The organism is Bradyrhizobium sp., from assembly GCF_030693485.1.
In the GTDB taxonomy this organism is placed as follows: Bacteria; Pseudomonadota; Alphaproteobacteria; order Rhizobiales; family Xanthobacteraceae; genus Bradyrhizobium.
In genome coordinates, this window is sequence record NZ_JAUYAN010000180.1 from 25,920 (window position 1) to 40,589 (window position 14,670).

Genomic DNA, 14,670 nt, shown 5'->3' on the forward strand with positions numbered 1-14,670 from the left:
TCGTACACTTTTTGCACACGAGACCGCGGGTGCAGCGCGCACCCGGTCTTCCCTGCGCCCTCTCGTTTTGGAGGGCAAACGATCTGGAAAACTTCGGGCGTATCGCGCCGCGAGATCGCGGACGCGTATCCTCGCTGTTTTACAGCTGAATCCGAAACTCACCCCACGTCGTCCCGGACAAGTGAGCGGTAGCGAACGCCGATCCGGGACCCAAACCGCGTTGTGCCCTCGATATAGCGCGATGGATGACGCAAATCTTCGCCAGGCTAACGCCGGTGGCTATCGGTCCCTGCTTTCGCAGGGACGACGCGGAGATATCGTTGCGTAGTCCCGGATGGAGCGCTTGCGTCAACACGGATCGGCAGCGAAGTTCTTCTTCAGCACCTCGAACACCGACGCCGTGTCCTGCTCACCCAGCCCCATGGCCATTGCCTGCGCATAGACCGGCTGCGTCAACGTAAACAGCGGAGTGGCACAGCCGACAGCGGCGGCGAATTCGGCGATAATCGCCATGTCCTTCTCCCACATCGAGACCTTCATGGTCGCAGGCGCGTAAACGCCTTCGACCATCATCGGCGCGCGCATCTGAAACATTCGCGAGCCGCCGGCGCCGGGACCAACCATGTCGACCACCAACTTCGGATCGAGCCCGGCGCATTGCGCCAGCAGCATCGCTTCGGCGGTGGCGACGTTGTGAATGGCGACCAGATGATTGGCGATGAATTTCATCCGGCTGCCATTGCCGTAGGCGCCGAGATCGGCGCTTTGCCTGGCGAAATCGGCAAACAGGCCGGCGCAACTTGCAATGGCCGGGCTGTCGCCGCTGGCGTAGACGACGAGATCGCGGGCTTTCGCCTGTGCGCCGGTTCCGCTCAGCGGACAATCCAGCGCAATGTGCCCGGCCTGCTTCAGGATTTCTTCGCAACGGAGCTTGTCGGCGATGGTGAGCGTAGAGAGTTCGGCCACAATCCGCGGCGGCGCACCGGAGTTGGCAATGCGCTGCGCGACATTCTCAACTGCTTCGGGGCTGGGCAGGGTGGTCATGATAACAGGCGCGTCCAGCGCGACCTGCGCGCTGTCATCGGCGATCGTGACACCGGCCAGCGCGAGCTCGGCGCATCGCGCGGCGTCAATGTCAAAGCCGATGACGCGCCACCCGCGTTCGACCAGATTGCGGGCGATCGCGCCGCCCATGATGCCAAGCCCGACGATTCCAACGGTCTTGTCCATCAGCGCTCGCTCCCTATGCCGGCCACGCCTTGAATAGTTGGTGATCAGGCGATAAACAATCATCAGATAGCTTCGACGGGTCAAGCAGGTTTCGCTCCGATCGGCCGCATCTTGAGACCGCGATGAGCGGCGGGATAGCAGGGAATGCTGAAATGGGAGGTGTTGGCGAAATGCCAAAGACAAGTCCGCTCGCGGACATCAGCCTCTATGCCGCCATGATTGAACGTGCCAGGGCGCTGGTTCCGCGTTTGCGCGATCGTGCCTTTAAAACCGAGGAGCTGCGGCGCCTGCCGCCGGAGACCGAACGCGATCTGCATGATGCCGGTCTGTTCCGGATCGTGCAGCCGAAGCGGGTCGGCGGCGCCGAACTTGATTACGTCGCACTGGTCGATTGCGCCGATGTGCTGGCGCAGGGCGATGCGTCGGTGGCCTGGAATTTCGCCAATCTCGCCAGCCATCACTGGATGCTCGGCATGTTCGACAGGCGTGCCCAGGATCTGGTCTGGAGCAAGCACCCTGACGCGCTGATCGCATCCTCCTTCATCTTTCCCTCCGGCCGTGCCAGCAAGGTCGACGGCGGATATAGGCTGCGGGGTCACTGGCCGTTTTCCTCCGGCGTGAATTCGAGCGAATGGAACATGCTTGGTGGCGTCGTCTCATCGGACGATGAAGCCGATGGCATCGAATACCGGATCTTCCTGCTCCACAAGGACGACTACAAGGTCACCGACACCTGGAATGCGAGCGGATTGCGGGGGACGGGATCGAACGATGTCGAAGTCATCGATGTCTTCGTCGCCGAACCGATGACGGTGGCGGTGGGCGATCTTTCGGGCGGTCCGACCCCCGGAAGCCCGGACAATCCTGATGCGCTCTATGCGCTGCCGGTATTCTCGCTGTTTCCCTATGTGCTGTCAGGCGCGGCGCTGGGCAATGCGCAGGCCTGCCTCGACGACTATATCGACATCACGCGCCATCGCGCCTCGACCTATAATCGCGCCAAGCTCGGCGACTTCCAGAGCACCCAGATCAAGATTGCCGAGGCTTCCGCCAAGATCGATGCCGCCCGCCTGATCATGCGTTCGAGATGTATCGAGGCGATGGCAGATGCGCGCTCCGGCCACATCCCGAGCATTGCCGCCAAGACCAGGTTGCGGCGCGACGGGGCCTATTCCGTCAATCTCTGTACCGAGGCGGTATCGCTGCTGTCGTCCGCGAGCGGCGCGCGCGGCCTGTTCACGACCGGCGCCTTGCAGCGGCAGTTTCGCGATGCCCACGCCATCAATTCGCACCTTGCGTTCAATTTCGATGCGGCTGGCACCAATTACGGCCGCGTGGCGCTCGGCCTGCCCTCCGAAAACCTGACGCTTTGAGGCTCGGGGGATGACCGACGCACCCAAGCATCCGATCCATCCAGATCCGGCCAATGAGCTGGCCAGCGACAGCTCGGTGATCGATCCCAGGGATTTCCGCAATGCGCTCGGCACCTACGCCACCGGCGTCACCATCATCACGGCGGTTGCGGCCGATGGCAAGCCCTATGGGCTGACCTGCAATTCGTTCGCCTCGGTGTCGCTGAACCCGCCGCTGGTGCTGTGGAGCCTCGGAATGTTTTCGCAGGGGCTGAGCACGTTCCAGAACGCCAGTCATTTTACCGTCAACGTGCTGGGCGCATCGCAGCAGGCGCTCGCCAACAGATTCGCGAAATCCTCGGAAGACAAATTCGCAGGCGTGGAATGGACGCCGGGCCTTGGCAATGCGCCCGTTCTCGCGGACAGCGTCGCGAATTTCCAGTGCCGTGCGGCCAATCGATACTACGGCGGCGATCACGTCATCTTCCTGGGCGCCGTCGAGGCCTATGCCTACAACCCGCAGGAGCCGCTGTTGTTTGCCCGCGGCAGCTACGGCCGGTTTCTCAAGCCCGACGGCTCCTCATGAATAAAGCCGTGCCAAAGCGCGCCCGCGCGAAGCAGAAGCGGCTTTCGCCTGACGACCGCCGCAGGGAGTTCGTGGCCAAGGCCACGGAATTTTTCTCGGAGGAGGGATTCGACGGCGGGACCCGCGATCTGGCGCGGCGGCTCGGCGTGACGCAGCCGCTGCTGTATCGCTATTTTCCGAGCAAGGACGACCTGATCAAGGAGGTCTATCGCACCGTCTACCTGGAGCCGTTCGACGCGGGCTGGGAGAAGCTGCTCACCGACCGAACACGGCCGCTGCGCGAGCGGTTGCAGGAGTTCTATCAAGCCTACACCGATGTAATCTTCACCCGCAGATGGCTTCGGATCTACTTCTATGCGGGCCTGAAGGGACTCGACATCAATCGCTGGTACATCGGGGTGGTGGAGGACAAGATTCTGTCGCGTATCGTCAGTGAGTGCCGCCATGAAGTGGGGCTGCCGCAGCAGGGCAAGCCGACCGCGCCCGAGCTCGAGATGGCCTGGGTCCTCCAAAGCGGGATCTTCTATTACGGGGTTCGCAAATACATTTTCGACTCCCCGGTGCTCGAAGACAAGCGCCAGATGATCGGCAATGCGCTGAATGTCTTTCTAACAGGATTCGCACAGGTTTTCTCGGCCGCCGGCGGGCCTGCGCGCGCAACGGTGAAAGCGACTGGAAGAGTGGCGCTGGCATGATCCGTTCGTTCCTGCGCAGGTGCAGTTACGCTCCCGACATTTCCGCCCGGTACCAGTCGCCGATCTCGCTGGCGGTCATCAGCGCGACGCCGTCATGGCCGATGACATAGTCGAGCAGCGCTTCCAGATATTTGATGCGATGCGGAACGCCGGTGATGTAGGGGTGAATCGAGATCGCCATGACCCGGGCATTGTCGGCGCCTTCGAGGTACAGCCGGTCGAACTGGTCGGTGCAGCGCTGCAGGAATTGCTCGGACGTCAGATGCTGCAGCGCGTGGATGACGATGTCATTGGTTTCAACCGAGTAGGGAATGGTGGTGATGGTGCCATGCGGCGTCGCGATGTCCTGCGGAAGATCGTCGATCACCCAGTCCGCGACATATTCAATGCCGTTGAGGCGCAGCAGATCGAGGGTTTCCTCGGTCTCCGTCAGCCCCGGACTTTCCCACGACCGCGGCGGCTTGCCGGTGAAGTCAGCGATGGTCTCGACCGACCGCCTGATCGCATCGGCCTGATTGTCGAGTTTGTGCATCGGGCCCTGAACGAAGCCGTGGCCCATGAATTCGAAACCGGCTTCAAGCGCGGCCGATGCGACGCGGGGGTAAGAGTGGCAGACGTTGGCGTTCAGCGCCAGGGTCACCGGCATGTTGCGGTCAGTCAGCGCCTTGAACTGCCGCCAGAAGCCGGCGCGCATGCCGTATTCGTGCCACGACCAGTTCGGCACGTCCGGCAACAGCGGCTGTCCCATCGGCGGGCTAAGTACGGTTCGCGGCATGGCGTTCTCGATCCGCCACTCCTCGACATTGAGGATGACCCATACCGCCAGTCTCTTGCCGCCGGGCAGCTTGAGTCTCGGCCGGTCGACCTGCGCCTGATAGGGTATGCGATCGGTCAGAGCCACGGCGCGCCTCTCAAATGGATTGGCAGACTATTCTGCCGCGCTGGACTGGTCCGAGCTGCCGGCATTGACGAGTGGCATCACCTTTTCGGCCATCAGGATCATGGACTGGCGACCAAGCTCGCGGTCCTTCCAGTCCTTGCCCGCATACAGCAGCGTGCCGAACTGGCCGACTTCGTCCTGGAAAGCCAGCAATTGGTCCGCGACGCTGTCAGGCGTCCCATGAATGATCAGCCTGTCGCAGATCATTTCCAGCGTCACCTCGTCGTCCGGCTGATCGCGCCGCGTCTTGAACAGCTCGATGCGGCCGTTCTTCTTCAGTTTGGTGAACAGCGAACGGTAGTAATAGACATAGGGCCCATCGGGGTCGGTGGCATAGGCTTTCGCGGTCGCCGCGTCCCTGGCGACAAACACGCTCTTGGCGACGCGCCAGTTCGCGGGTTCGGCCGGCCGGCCGCCGCGCTCGCAGCCCTCGACGTATTTCGGCCAGTGGCTTTTCACCCAGGCCGGCATCAGAAAATTGGCCGAGATCGGATCCCAGCCCCGCGCGGCAGCCTCGGTGACGCCCCTGGAGAACGGCGCCACGGCGGTGACGACGATGGGCGGATGCGGCCGCTGCAACGGGCGCGCAATGATGCCCTGGCCGATTTCCCTGATGAAGGTCTTTTGCGTCGAGATGTTCCAGTATTTCCCCGCGATATTGTAAGGCGCCTCGCCGGCCCAGATCTCAAGTACCTGGTTGATCGATTCCAGGAACATCGCGTTGCGGTCGGCGTCGAGATTGCCGAACAATTCCGCGTCCGACAGCAGGCCGCCGGGGCTTATCCCGAAAATCAGGCGGCCATTCAGCATGTGGTCGAGCATCGCCATGGAGGCGGCGACGGTGGCGGGGTGGGTGTTCGGCATGTTGATGGTGCCGGTGCCGAGCCTGATTTGCTTGGTGGCAGCCGCGACCCACGCGATAAATGCGATGCAGGAGGTGATGTTCTCGGCCTGATCGGTGACGTGTTCGCCGACATAGGCCTCGGTAAATCCCAGTTCGTCGGCGAGCAGGAAAGCTTCGCGGTCTTCCTGCAGCGACAACCGCCAATCCTTGTCGAGAGGATGAATCGGCATCGTAAAGAATCCAAGATTCATTGGCGCTCCTTTCTGGCGCTGCGTGAGAATCGAACCGTGTGCCGTCGATGCCATTATGACAAGAGCGGAGGCCGAGTCATCAGAAATAATCGTTCGATAAACAAGCTTGACCTTTGCAGGTCGTCGCCGTCTAATCGAAAAAAATACGCCATAACGGCCGGGGGAGGTCTCGCTAAATGAAAGCCGCGGCTTTCGCTTACGCACGCGCAACCAGCGTCATGAATGCGCTGGAATTGCTGGGGGCCCATGGCGACAGGGCGAAGGTGCTGTCCGGCGGACAGAGCCTGATGCCGGCGATGAATCTACGCCTCATCTCCCCCGAACTCATCATTGATATCGGCGAACTCGCCGAGCTGCGCGGCATTGCGGTAAGCGGCAGCATCATCAGGATAGGCGCGCTGACCCGGCATGTCGATCTGCTGAAATCCCCTGATATTGCCGCGCATGCGCCGCTATTGACCGAAGCGATTGCCCATGTCGCGCATCCCGCGATCCGCAACCGTGGCACGATCGGCGGCAGCCTCGCTCATGCCGATCCCGCCTCCGAACTGCCGGCCTGCATGGTCGCGCTGAATGCGACCATTATAGTACGCGGTCAGGGCGGCGAAAGACGGGTTGCAGCCGAAGATTTCTTCAAGGGGATCTATGAGACGGACCTGTCAGCGCAGGAATTGCTGATATCGGTCGAACTGCCGGTAGCGGGCAAGAATTCCAGGCATTTCTTCCACGAGTTCGCCCGGCGGCACGGCGACTACGCCATTGCCGGCCTCGCTGCGCAGGCGATCGTGGAAAAGGATGCGTTCACCGATCTTCGGCTGGTCTTCTTTGCCGTCGGCGACCGGCCGGTATTGGCCAGGGCCGCAACGAACCTGGTCAACGTCACCATCACGCCCCCGGTGCTGGCAACGGCTTCCGCGGCCCTCGGCGAAGACCTCGACCCGCAGGATGACCAGCAGGCGTCGGCCTCCATGCGCCGGCACCTGGCGAAGGTGCTGCTGGCGCGCGGCGCATCCGCGCTACTGGGCCGACCTGATCTCAATGCCGGGGGGCGTGCGTGACGGCTCCCATGCCAATCTCGCTCGAGGTGAATGGCGAGCGCGTCGACGCGCAGGTTCTGCCGCGTCTCAATCTGGCGGATTTCCTGCGGGAGCAGCTGCAACTTACGGGAACGCATGTCGGCTGCGAGCATGGAGTCTGTGGCGCATGCACGGTGCGGGTGAACGGGGAGATCGTTCGTTCCTGCCTGATGCTGGCAGTTCAGACGCATGGCGCGTCCGTTCAAACCATCGAGGGATTGTCCGACAGCGGCGAGGTCGCCGATCTACAGGCCGCCTTTCGCAATCGCAACGCCTTGCAGTGTGGGTTCTGCACGCCAGGCATGCTGATGGCGGCTCAGGATCTGCTGCAGCAGCAGGCCGAGCCCAACCGTGAGCAAATCCGCGAGCACCTTTCCGGCAACTACTGCCGCTGCACCGGCTATCAGGCCATTATCGACGCGGTCGAGACCACGGCGCGGGCGCGTGGGAGCCGCACGGCATGACCGTCACGACATCCAATCCCGAAGTGCTCTCCGAACTTGATCGGCCGAACTCCTATATCGGCAAGTCCGTGCCGCGGCCGAACCTCGAGCGGCTGATGCAGGGACGCGGGCTCTATGTCAGCGATATGGAGCTGCCGCGCATGGGACACGTGGTGTTCCTGCGCTCGCCCCATGCGCATGCGAAGATCGCCGGCATCGATGCCGCCGCGGCGAGGAGCGTGCCCGGTGTCATCGCCGTCGTGACGGGCAAGGAGCTTGCCGCCGTCATCACGCCGTGGGTGGGTGTGCTCTCACATCTGAAGGGTCTCAAATCCGCCCCCCAGCATGCCATCGCGATCGGCCGCGTTTGCTGGCAGGGCGAAGCCGTCGCCGCCATCGTGGCGACCAGCCGAGCCGTGGCGGAGGATGCCGCGGAAATCGTCAGGGTTGATTACGAAGAGCTGGAGGCGGTGACGGACATGCGCACCGCGCTTGATCCGGCAACGCCGGTGATTCATCCCTCGCTCGGCGACAATCTGGCCTTCGAGCGCAACCTCGATGCCGGCGAGGTCGATGCGGCATTCGCCGGCTCCGATGCCGTGGTGGAAGCCGATTTCATCTTTGGGCGGCATACCGGCGTCACACTGGAGCCCCGCTCGGTCGTCGCCGACTGGAATGCCGCCGAGGTGAGGCTGACGATCTACCAGGGCACGCAGGCGCCGCACATGGTGCAGAACCTCGCGGCACTGCATCTAGGCCTTTCGGAATCGCAAGTTCGCGTGGTCTGCAAGGATGTCGGCGGCTCCTTCGGAATCAAGGTCCATCTCTACGCCGACGAAATGGCGACCTATGCACTGTCGAAACTGCTGCGTCGGCCGATCAAGTTCGTCGCCGACCGGGTCGAAAGCTTCAACACCGATATCCATGCCCGCGACCATCGTTGCTTGGGTCGGATCGGCGTCCGGCGCGACGGGGTGATCACGGCGTTCGAGATCGACGATCTCACCGGCATCGGACCCTATTCGATGTATCCCCGCACGAGCGCCATCGAAGCCAACCAGGTCGTCAATCTGGTCGGCGGCCCCTATGTGACGAAGAATTATCGCGCGCGGACCCGTGTCGTGCTCCAGAACAAGAACGTGATGTGCCAGTATCGGGCCGTCGGCCACCCGATCGCTTGCTCCGTGACCGAAGGCCTGGTCGATCTCGCGGCAGCCAAGATCGGGATGGACCCGGTGGAAATCCGCCGCCGCAACCTGATTGCCGACAATGCCTATCCTTGCGCGTCGCCGTCGGGCCTGCGGTTTGAATTGTTGTCGCATCACGCCGCGATGAACAAGCTGATGACGATGATGGATTACGACGCGCTGCGCGCCGAACAGGCGGCCTTGCGAAGCAAGGGCATTCACCGCGGTATCGGCATAGCGAGCTTCATCGAAGTCACCAATCCCAGTGCAGCGTTTTACGGCGTCGGCGGCGCCAAAATATCCTCGCAGGACGGCGTCGCGGTGCGGCTGGACGCGCAGGGCTCCGTGATCTGCCAGACAAGCATCACCGAACAGGGGCAGGGCTCCGAATCGCTCACGGCGCAGATCGTCGGCAGCGTGCTCGGCGTCTCGATGGAACGCGTCCGCGTCATTCTCGGCGATACCGACAACACGCCTTACGGCGGCGGTACCTGGGCCTCGCGCGGCGCCGGCATCGGCGGCGAGGCAGCACTCCAGGCGGCGAAAGTTCTGCGCAGGAACATCCTCGATGTCGCCGCCGCCATCCTGCAGTCGTCGTCGGCTGAACTCGACATCGCGGACAATGCGATCGTCAATGCCGGCGATGGCGCGTCGCGCATGGAGTTGCGCGAACTCGCGCGGATCGTGTACTTTCGTCCCGACACCTTGCCGCCGGGCGTTCAGCCCGAGCTGATGGCGACGCGCCACTTCGTGCCGCGCGAATACCCCTTTGCCTTCACCAATGGCGTGCAGGCCTCATGGCTGGAGGTCGACACGGACACCGGCTTCGTCAAGCTGCTCCGGCATTGGGTCGTCGAGGACTGCGGAACCCTCATCAATCCGCAACTGGTCGACGAGCAGATCAGGGGCGGCGTGGTGCAGGGTCTTGGCGCGGCGCTGTTCGAGAAGTGCGCCTACGATGAACGGGGACAGCTGACCAACGCCAACATGGCCGACTATCTGGTGCCGATGTCGGGCGAAATGCCCGATATCGACGTCGGCCACGTGGTGTCGCCGACGGCAGAGACCGAACTCGGGGCAAAGGGCGCGGGCGAGGCCGGTACCGCGGGGGCCGCCGCGGCGGTGGCGAACGCGGTGAACGATGCGCTCAGGCCGTTCGGCGCCGTGATCACCGAGATTCCGCTGACGCCGCAGACCATCCTGACGGCGTTGGGACGAATTTGAGCGAGGACGAGGCAGGAACAGCTGATGCGATCAGGGCGTGACCGGCTTGCGATAGACGTCCTTGGTCGCGAGCATGCCGTCCCTGAAGGTATAGCGCTCGATGCCGCGCTGTTCCCGCTGCTCGCCGCTGGCGCTTACGGTTTCGCTGACGCGAAACGTCATGAAGGTCACCTCGCCGGCATGATGGTAGGCCACCTCGTGGAAGCGCTGCGCTGAGAACAGCGCCTTCTGCCCGGCCAGATGCTCGCCAATCGCCGCGGGGCCGGAGAGGGTTTTGGTTGTGTCGAGACCGTCATGGAAGCTCCAGAGGAAGTCGGGCGTGACGATCCTGTAGAGCGCGTCCAGGTCATTCCGGAACAAGGCGCGCGCGAAACCTTTGAGCAGTTCGTCTCGTTCGGCAGGTGACAGCATCATTCTGCCGCCACGTTCTTGAGCATTACAGCCTGACGCGCGGTCACCACCACCTTGATGGCGTCCTCGACCCGATCGCGTGCGTATCGCAGTGCGGTGGGCAAATCGTCGAGCGCGAACGTATGGGTATGAATCTTTGTCGCGTCGAAGCGCTTTTCCGCCATCAGCGTCATCGCGCGCCGTGTCGCGCTACGGCCTTCGCCCCTGATGCCGTAGACGTAGATGTTGTTCTTCACCAGATGCGCCAGATCGGTCGTGACAGGATCGTGCGGAAAGGCCGCCAGGCAGATCTTTCCACCGCGATTGGCCATGTGGATAGCCTGATTGACCGTGGCTTCCGTGCCGGCGCACTCGATCACATAGTCCGCGCCGATCCCGCCGGTGAGCTGTCTCACGACATCGACGGCGTTCTCATCGGCGATATTGATGACGCGGTCCGCCCCGAGCGCCGTACCGATCGCGAGGCGCTTGTTGCGCGTTCCCGTCAGGATCACGGGGCTTGCGCCGAGCGCCTTGGCAACGGCCACCGCGAGCAGTCCGATCGGACCGGGGCCAATGACCACGACGCTTTCGCCGGCGACCAGCCCGCCGAGTTCGGTCAGGCCGTACATCGACGTCCCTGCAGTGACGACGAGCGTGGCTTCAGCATCGCTCATGGTGTCGGGCACTCGCGCCAGCGTGTTGATATGATTGACCGCGTATTCGGCGAACCCGCCGTCGGTCGTGAAGCCGTTGGCGCGGTGACCCTTGTCGGGCTTTCCGTAGTTGAGGCACGAGGTGTACATGCCCTGGCGGCAGCGCTTGCACTGACCGCAGCCGGCATGGATTTCCACGCTGACACGTTCGCCGATGGCAAATTCATCGACGGCGGGTCCGAGGGCGGCGACGGTGCCCATATATTCATGACCCGGCGTAAAATTCTTGTTGAAGGGCAGGCCTCCCTGGATGCTTGCCGGCGACCCGCTGTGGATGATCTCGAGGTCGGTGGCGCAGATCGCTACGGCGTCGATACGGACCAGAATTTCAGCGCGCCCCGGCACCGGGGTGGGCTTGTCGCGAAGAAGGAGTTCGTTCGGGTTTCCCAGAACCCAGGCTTTCATCCGCGCGGGGACAGGAAAATCGGGTGATCTCGTAACGCCGGAAGGGTCGTACATTGGCGCGCTCCCCATCTGTGGCCTCGGACGTTACTTGGCCGATAAAATGCTGGAAAGGGGGCAGGCAAAATTAGACAACAGGCCTGTCTCGTTTTCGCCGGGGAAACCGAAAGACTGTCGATCCCGACTCTGCTACTGTAGAACGGCCGATTGGCTTCACAGTGAGGGAGTGGAGTTAATGAAAAGGCTCGTTGAGATTAGCCAGCAGGAATTCCTTTGCCAGGAGCGTATTTCACGGGATTCCGAGCGCAAAGTCTTCTGGATGACGAAGGCGGAGGAGCGGGAACGGTGCGCGCCCGATGAAATTGCGTTCCACTTCAGAGAATGCAACCTCGATATGGCCGCTTCCCAGGCCGCTGCACGCTAGAGTGGATGGCTGAAGCTTGCCGCAGGCTGCATGCCGAGGGCGGGCCTCACAATTTTCTAGCTCGTCTGGCTTCGGGAGCGCCCACGGCTGTAAGCTTTTCGTTCCAAACAGGCGACGAAGTGAACGCGTTAATGTCGCGGTTCCGGCTTGGTAATGGTCTGCCTGACCTCGGCGCCGCAGTCGGAGCACTCGTAGATAAAGTCGATCTTCGCCATGCTCCAATGCGGCTCGACCTCCCTCACGAACATTGGGAGTAGTCCAATACAGCCGGGGCAGATGATCGGCGCGGTCTCAGCTTCGTGATGCTGGATCTGGATGTAGGCTGGCATGTCGGCTCTCCTTCACAGCAGAGGCGCGTGGATCTCAACCCCAAGGCTAACTTACCGTGTAGGCTGGATGCTCATTATCAACTCTTGTGAACGGACAAAGAACGGCCGCACAATCCTGGCGCTTGTGACTTTGTGGCAACATCTGAATTGGCCGGGAAGTGCCGGGCAAATCTGCTGTTGCGGTCGACGCGCTTCGATCAAACCAGCTCGTGCTTCCTGAGATCGCGGGCGTGATCGAAGCGGCTGGCTTGCGAATCGGCATCAACTGTCTGGATCTCGGGAACGGCCGCCTCGGCCAGAATTTCCGCCGTGACATCGTCGACCGAGGAGTCGGCGATTTCGTGGATGAAACTGATGTTGTTGTATTCGCCCGCCGCTACGCGCGAAATGACTTCGCGCCGGGTGATTTCAGGATCGACAATCGCCTCACGTCCGCGCCGCCCATAGTCGATCATCACGACGAAATACTGCATGGGGTCCCCCATATCTCGTACCGCCACCAGTGCGAGATGGGTTGACGAGGAGTTTCCAATATTTCTGATAATCAGCATGAAGTCAAGCTGTAATTCATAAAATCAGAAAAGATTCGGGTCTACCGCATTCGCCGGCTCGCCGCCGATGAGAATCAGTCGGGCGGCGCATCCCTTTGGGCGGTGTCATCATTTCTCGTGCGCGCGGCCGCCATGGGTTTTTGCCGCCTTGCGCGCCCGGGCGGCGGCCTTGGCCCGTAGCCGCTGGATCTGGCCTCTTGGCAGGGTCACGTAGATCTCGCCGATCCATTCCAGCTTCACGCCGTTGATCGCCTTGGCGTTGAAACTGGTGAGATTGACATGAGCGGCGGATTTGCCGCGCTCGATCGTTTTCAGGTAGCGCTCCCCGGTTTTCAGCCGCACCACGGCCTCTTCGCCGTAAAAGCTCGAGACCGGATGCCGCTGCTCCTTGAAAACCACGATAATGTCGCCGTTTTCGTATTTCGGCAGCATTGAATCCCCGGACACCTCGAAAGCGACGGTTTCCTCCGCGATGGGGAAGGGCAGTTCGACCTCGCCGAGGCCTTCCGGGGGCACCTGCTCGTGTTCCGGTTCGATCACGGCACCGGCGCCGACCCGGCCCATGATCGGCACCGAGTTCAGATTCAGATAGTCGATGATAAGGGGGATTTCCGACGCCTTGATAAGCCGTATCCCAGAAAAGAGTTCCGAGACGGCCCCTGGACGAACGCCCATCGCCGCCGCCAGCCCCCCCTTGGTCTTGCCCGGCTTTTTCAGCGCCCGTTCGATCAGACTGACATCCAGCATACTGCATCTCCTTTTTCGATGCGCCCATACTTTCCGAATTTCAGAAGCTTGGCAATTGCGATTATCAGAAATAACGCTTGACATCAAATTCTGTATATCGGAAAATACAGTTCGCTTTTTGGGCGATTCCTACCCTTCGCCGCAATCATCGGGGAGAGGCAATGCAGATCAACTGGCCTTCCGAACATTGTGACGCGTTGCGGGAATGCCTTGCCAAAGGCATGTCCTTTGCCGAATCTGCAGGTGCTATCAACGCCAGGTTCGATACCGCCTATTCGCGCTGTGCCACGATCGGGCGCGCCAAACGAATGGGACTCGCGGCCCTCGACCGACCGCAGCGGTTCTTGAGGGTACCGCAACAGTCAGAATCGTCCAGGTCTCACCAAACTCGCGAATACCCTGTCGAATCGCAGCCGACCGAACGGCCGCGCCGCGTCAAGCTCCGCTGCGTCCAGATACTGCCTCGCCATCTGCCGCTGATTGAACTGGAAGCCGGCGATTGTCGGTATCCCTATGGCGGCGACGCCGAGGACGAGGCCATTACCTTCTGCGGTCATCCGCGGCGCGAAGGCTCGAGCTATTGCCTTGGGCATTTTAACCTGACTCGTGGTCCGGGCTCCGCCTCGGAACGGGCGGCCGTTCCGGTCGCCCTGCGGCTGGTGACAGCGGCATGACCACTGTCGATTGGCCGGCAAATCAAATCCTACCAATGGAGAAGTAAAGTATGGCACGGGCCAGACGCAGAAAGCCGCACGATCCCGCCAAGGTGCACGATCGACGATCCCGCGATCTGCCGCGCAACGCGGAAGTGGCCGCGGTTGAAGTGGACGATCCCCTCGGTCTGGAGCCGAACGACAAGATCGTCGCGCTGCGCTCGATCCGCAACGATCCGCTGGGGCGCATGCACTCTCATCGCCATGTCGATGAGGCGCAATACCAAAGCGGGCGGGCCTTTCAGGCCGATTGGGAAAGGGCCGAGCGCGGCCCACAAGCGGTCGATCCGACCAGGGAGTATGTCGATGGCGGTCTTATGCGGGAGCCGATTACCGAGGCCCAGCGCAAGGCAGTGTTGAGGTTGAACCGGTCGCAGCGTGAACTCGGCGCCGATGGCGCGGCACTGGTGCATGACGTTCTGATCCAGGGCATGACGATGGAGCAGGTCGGGGAACGGCGCGGACTGCGCGCCCAGCGCTGGAAGGACTATTATGTACGCAGGTTCCGGGAATGCCTCGACCGGTTGGCGTTGATCTACGGGTTTGCGACGGGGTAGCGGCAGTGTGCAC

General features: G+C 62.1%; 17 protein-coding genes. 9 read left to right on the top strand and 8 right to left on the bottom strand.

Annotated features, from left to right (window positions below; all coding sequences use genetic code 11):
* Positions 1-348 precede the first annotated feature (348 nt).
* Positions 349-1,293 carry an NAD(P)-dependent oxidoreductase gene (locus tag Q8N40_RS13270; protein ID WP_305321144.1) on the bottom strand — a complete coding sequence of 315 codons (945 nt, stop codon included), beginning with the start codon at positions 1,291-1,293 and terminating at the stop codon, positions 349-351.
* A 107-nt stretch (positions 1,294-1,400) separates the two neighbouring features.
* Between Q8N40_RS13270 and Q8N40_RS13275 the strand changes: the two genes are divergently transcribed.
* The 3 genes from Q8N40_RS13275 to Q8N40_RS13285 are packed head-to-tail and all read left to right on the top strand — an operon-like array spanning position 1,401 to position 3,863.
* Positions 1,401-2,603 (top strand): acyl-CoA dehydrogenase family protein, encoded by a 1,203-nt coding sequence (locus Q8N40_RS13275; protein WP_305321143.1) that lies wholly within the window; start codon positions 1,401-1,403, stop codon positions 2,601-2,603.
* A 10-nt stretch (positions 2,604-2,613) separates the two neighbouring features.
* Entirely contained in the window at positions 2,614-3,168 is a 555-nt protein-coding gene (locus Q8N40_RS13280; RefSeq protein WP_305321142.1) for a flavin reductase family protein, read from the top strand.
* Between the two features lie 8 nt (positions 3,169-3,176).
* The gene (locus Q8N40_RS13285; RefSeq protein ID WP_305712145.1) at positions 3,177-3,863 is read left to right on the top strand and encodes a TetR/AcrR family transcriptional regulator; all 687 of its coding nucleotides are present in this window, start codon (positions 3,177-3,179) and stop codon (positions 3,861-3,863) included.
* Positions 3,864-3,888: 25 nt separating this feature from the next.
* Here Q8N40_RS13285 and Q8N40_RS13290 read toward each other — a convergent pair whose 3' ends face one another.
* Together Q8N40_RS13290 and Q8N40_RS13295 are read right to left on the bottom strand one after the other, a co-directional pair.
* A complete protein-coding gene (locus Q8N40_RS13290) occupies positions 3,889-4,764 on the bottom strand; it encodes a polysaccharide deacetylase family protein (RefSeq protein WP_305321140.1) in 876 nt (291 codons plus the stop codon).
* A gap of 27 nt (positions 4,765-4,791) precedes the next feature.
* The gene (locus Q8N40_RS13295) at positions 4,792-5,898 is read right to left on the bottom strand and encodes an LLM class flavin-dependent oxidoreductase (RefSeq protein ID WP_370870901.1); all 1,107 of its coding nucleotides are present in this window, start codon (positions 5,896-5,898) and stop codon (positions 4,792-4,794) included.
* 176 nt (positions 5,899-6,074) lie between these two features.
* On the opposite strand from Q8N40_RS13295, the gene Q8N40_RS13300 reads away from it, so the two are divergent.
* The 3 genes from Q8N40_RS13300 to Q8N40_RS13310 are packed head-to-tail and all read left to right on the top strand — an operon-like array spanning position 6,075 to position 9,828.
* The gene (locus tag Q8N40_RS13300; protein ID WP_305321138.1) at positions 6,075-6,956 is read left to right on the top strand and encodes a xanthine dehydrogenase family protein subunit M; all 882 of its coding nucleotides are present in this window, start codon (positions 6,075-6,077) and stop codon (positions 6,954-6,956) included.
* The gene (locus Q8N40_RS13305) at positions 6,953-7,438 is read left to right on the top strand and encodes a (2Fe-2S)-binding protein (RefSeq protein WP_305321137.1); all 486 of its coding nucleotides are present in this window, start codon (positions 6,953-6,955) and stop codon (positions 7,436-7,438) included. Before Q8N40_RS13300 ends, Q8N40_RS13305 begins: the two co-directional genes overlap by 4 nt.
* Positions 7,435-9,828, top strand: a complete 2,394-nt coding sequence (locus Q8N40_RS13310; RefSeq protein ID WP_305712146.1) for a xanthine dehydrogenase family protein molybdopterin-binding subunit — start codon at positions 7,435-7,437, stop codon at positions 9,826-9,828. Before Q8N40_RS13305 ends, Q8N40_RS13310 begins: the two co-directional genes overlap by 4 nt.
* Positions 9,829-9,858: 30 nt before the next feature.
* Here the strand turns inward: Q8N40_RS13310 and Q8N40_RS13315 are convergent, their stop codons facing one another.
* Together Q8N40_RS13315 and Q8N40_RS13320 are read right to left on the bottom strand one after the other, a co-directional pair.
* Positions 9,859-10,242: a nuclear transport factor 2 family protein gene (locus Q8N40_RS13315; RefSeq protein WP_305321135.1), complete on the bottom strand. Its 384-nt coding sequence runs from the start codon at positions 10,240-10,242 to the stop codon at positions 9,859-9,861.
* Positions 10,239-11,393 carry a zinc-binding dehydrogenase gene (locus Q8N40_RS13320; protein ID WP_305712147.1) on the bottom strand — a complete coding sequence of 385 codons (1,155 nt, stop codon included), beginning with the start codon at positions 11,391-11,393 and terminating at the stop codon, positions 10,239-10,241. The genes Q8N40_RS13315 and Q8N40_RS13320 overlap by 4 nt, the downstream gene beginning before the upstream one ends.
* 178 nt (positions 11,394-11,571) lie before the next feature.
* On the opposite strand from Q8N40_RS13320, the gene Q8N40_RS13325 reads away from it, so the two are divergent.
* Entirely contained in the window at positions 11,572-11,760 is a 189-nt protein-coding gene (locus tag Q8N40_RS13325; RefSeq protein ID WP_305320640.1) for a hypothetical protein, read from the top strand.
* Between the two features lie 128 nt (positions 11,761-11,888).
* Here the strand turns inward: Q8N40_RS13325 and Q8N40_RS13330 are convergent, their stop codons facing one another.
* The 3 genes from Q8N40_RS13330 to Q8N40_RS13340 all read right to left on the bottom strand — a co-directional run bounded on the left by Q8N40_RS13330 (position 11,889) and on the right by Q8N40_RS13340 (position 13,387).
* The gene (locus Q8N40_RS13330) at positions 11,889-12,089 is read right to left on the bottom strand and encodes a hypothetical protein (protein WP_305320641.1); all 201 of its coding nucleotides are present in this window, start codon (positions 12,087-12,089) and stop codon (positions 11,889-11,891) included.
* A 197-nt stretch (positions 12,090-12,286) separates the two neighbouring features.
* Positions 12,287-12,562: a hypothetical protein gene (locus Q8N40_RS13335; RefSeq protein WP_305712190.1), complete on the bottom strand. Its 276-nt coding sequence runs from the start codon at positions 12,560-12,562 to the stop codon at positions 12,287-12,289.
* Between the two features lie 186 nt (positions 12,563-12,748).
* Positions 12,749-13,387 carry an XRE family transcriptional regulator gene (locus Q8N40_RS13340; protein WP_305712191.1) on the bottom strand — a complete coding sequence of 213 codons (639 nt, stop codon included), beginning with the start codon at positions 13,385-13,387 and terminating at the stop codon, positions 12,749-12,751.
* A 161-nt stretch (positions 13,388-13,548) separates the two neighbouring features.
* Between Q8N40_RS13340 and Q8N40_RS13345 the strand changes: the two genes are divergently transcribed.
* The gene (locus tag Q8N40_RS13345; protein ID WP_305712148.1) at positions 13,549-14,061 is read left to right on the top strand and encodes a GcrA family cell cycle regulator; all 513 of its coding nucleotides are present in this window, start codon (positions 13,549-13,551) and stop codon (positions 14,059-14,061) included.
* Positions 14,062-14,111: 50 nt separating this feature from the next.
* Positions 14,112-14,657, top strand: coding sequence for a DUF6456 domain-containing protein (locus Q8N40_RS13350; protein ID WP_305712149.1), 546 nt, complete (start codon positions 14,112-14,114; stop codon positions 14,655-14,657).
* Positions 14,658-14,670 lie beyond the last annotated feature (13 nt).

Coding starts and splice junctions, on each gene's coding strand:
- Q8N40_RS13340 (WP_305712191.1), bottom strand. CDS start 13,387: ATGCTGGATGTCAGTCTGATCGAACGGGCGCTGAAAAAGCCGGGCAAG.
- Q8N40_RS13335 (WP_305712190.1), bottom strand. CDS start 12,562: ATGCAGTATTTCGTCGTGATGATCGACTATGGGCGGCGCGGACGTGAG.
- Q8N40_RS13275 (WP_305321143.1), top strand. CDS start 1,401: ATGCCAAAGACAAGTCCGCTCGCGGACATCAGCCTCTATGCCGCCATG.
- Q8N40_RS13300 (WP_305321138.1), top strand. CDS start 6,075: ATGAAAGCCGCGGCTTTCGCTTACGCACGCGCAACCAGCGTCATGAAT.
- Q8N40_RS13310 (WP_305712146.1), top strand. CDS start 7,435: ATGACCGTCACGACATCCAATCCCGAAGTGCTCTCCGAACTTGATCGG.
- Q8N40_RS13325 (WP_305320640.1), top strand. CDS start 11,572: ATGAAAAGGCTCGTTGAGATTAGCCAGCAGGAATTCCTTTGCCAGGAG.
- Q8N40_RS13345 (WP_305712148.1), top strand. CDS start 13,549: ATGCAGATCAACTGGCCTTCCGAACATTGTGACGCGTTGCGGGAATGC.
- Q8N40_RS13320 (WP_305712147.1), bottom strand. CDS start 11,393: ATGTACGACCCTTCCGGCGTTACGAGATCACCCGATTTTCCTGTCCCC.
- Q8N40_RS13270 (WP_305321144.1), bottom strand. CDS start 1,293: ATGATTGTTTATCGCCTGATCACCAACTATTCAAGGCGTGGCCGGCAT.
- Q8N40_RS13280 (WP_305321142.1), top strand. CDS start 2,614: ATGACCGACGCACCCAAGCATCCGATCCATCCAGATCCGGCCAATGAG.
- Q8N40_RS13315 (WP_305321135.1), bottom strand. CDS start 10,242: ATGATGCTGTCACCTGCCGAACGAGACGAACTGCTCAAAGGTTTCGCG.
- Q8N40_RS13350 (WP_305712149.1), top strand. CDS start 14,112: ATGGCACGGGCCAGACGCAGAAAGCCGCACGATCCCGCCAAGGTGCAC.
- Q8N40_RS13330 (WP_305320641.1), bottom strand. CDS start 12,089: ATGCCAGCCTACATCCAGATCCAGCATCACGAAGCTGAGACCGCGCCG.
- Q8N40_RS13295 (WP_370870901.1), bottom strand. CDS start 5,898: ATGAATCTTGGATTCTTTACGATGCCGATTCATCCTCTCGACAAGGAT.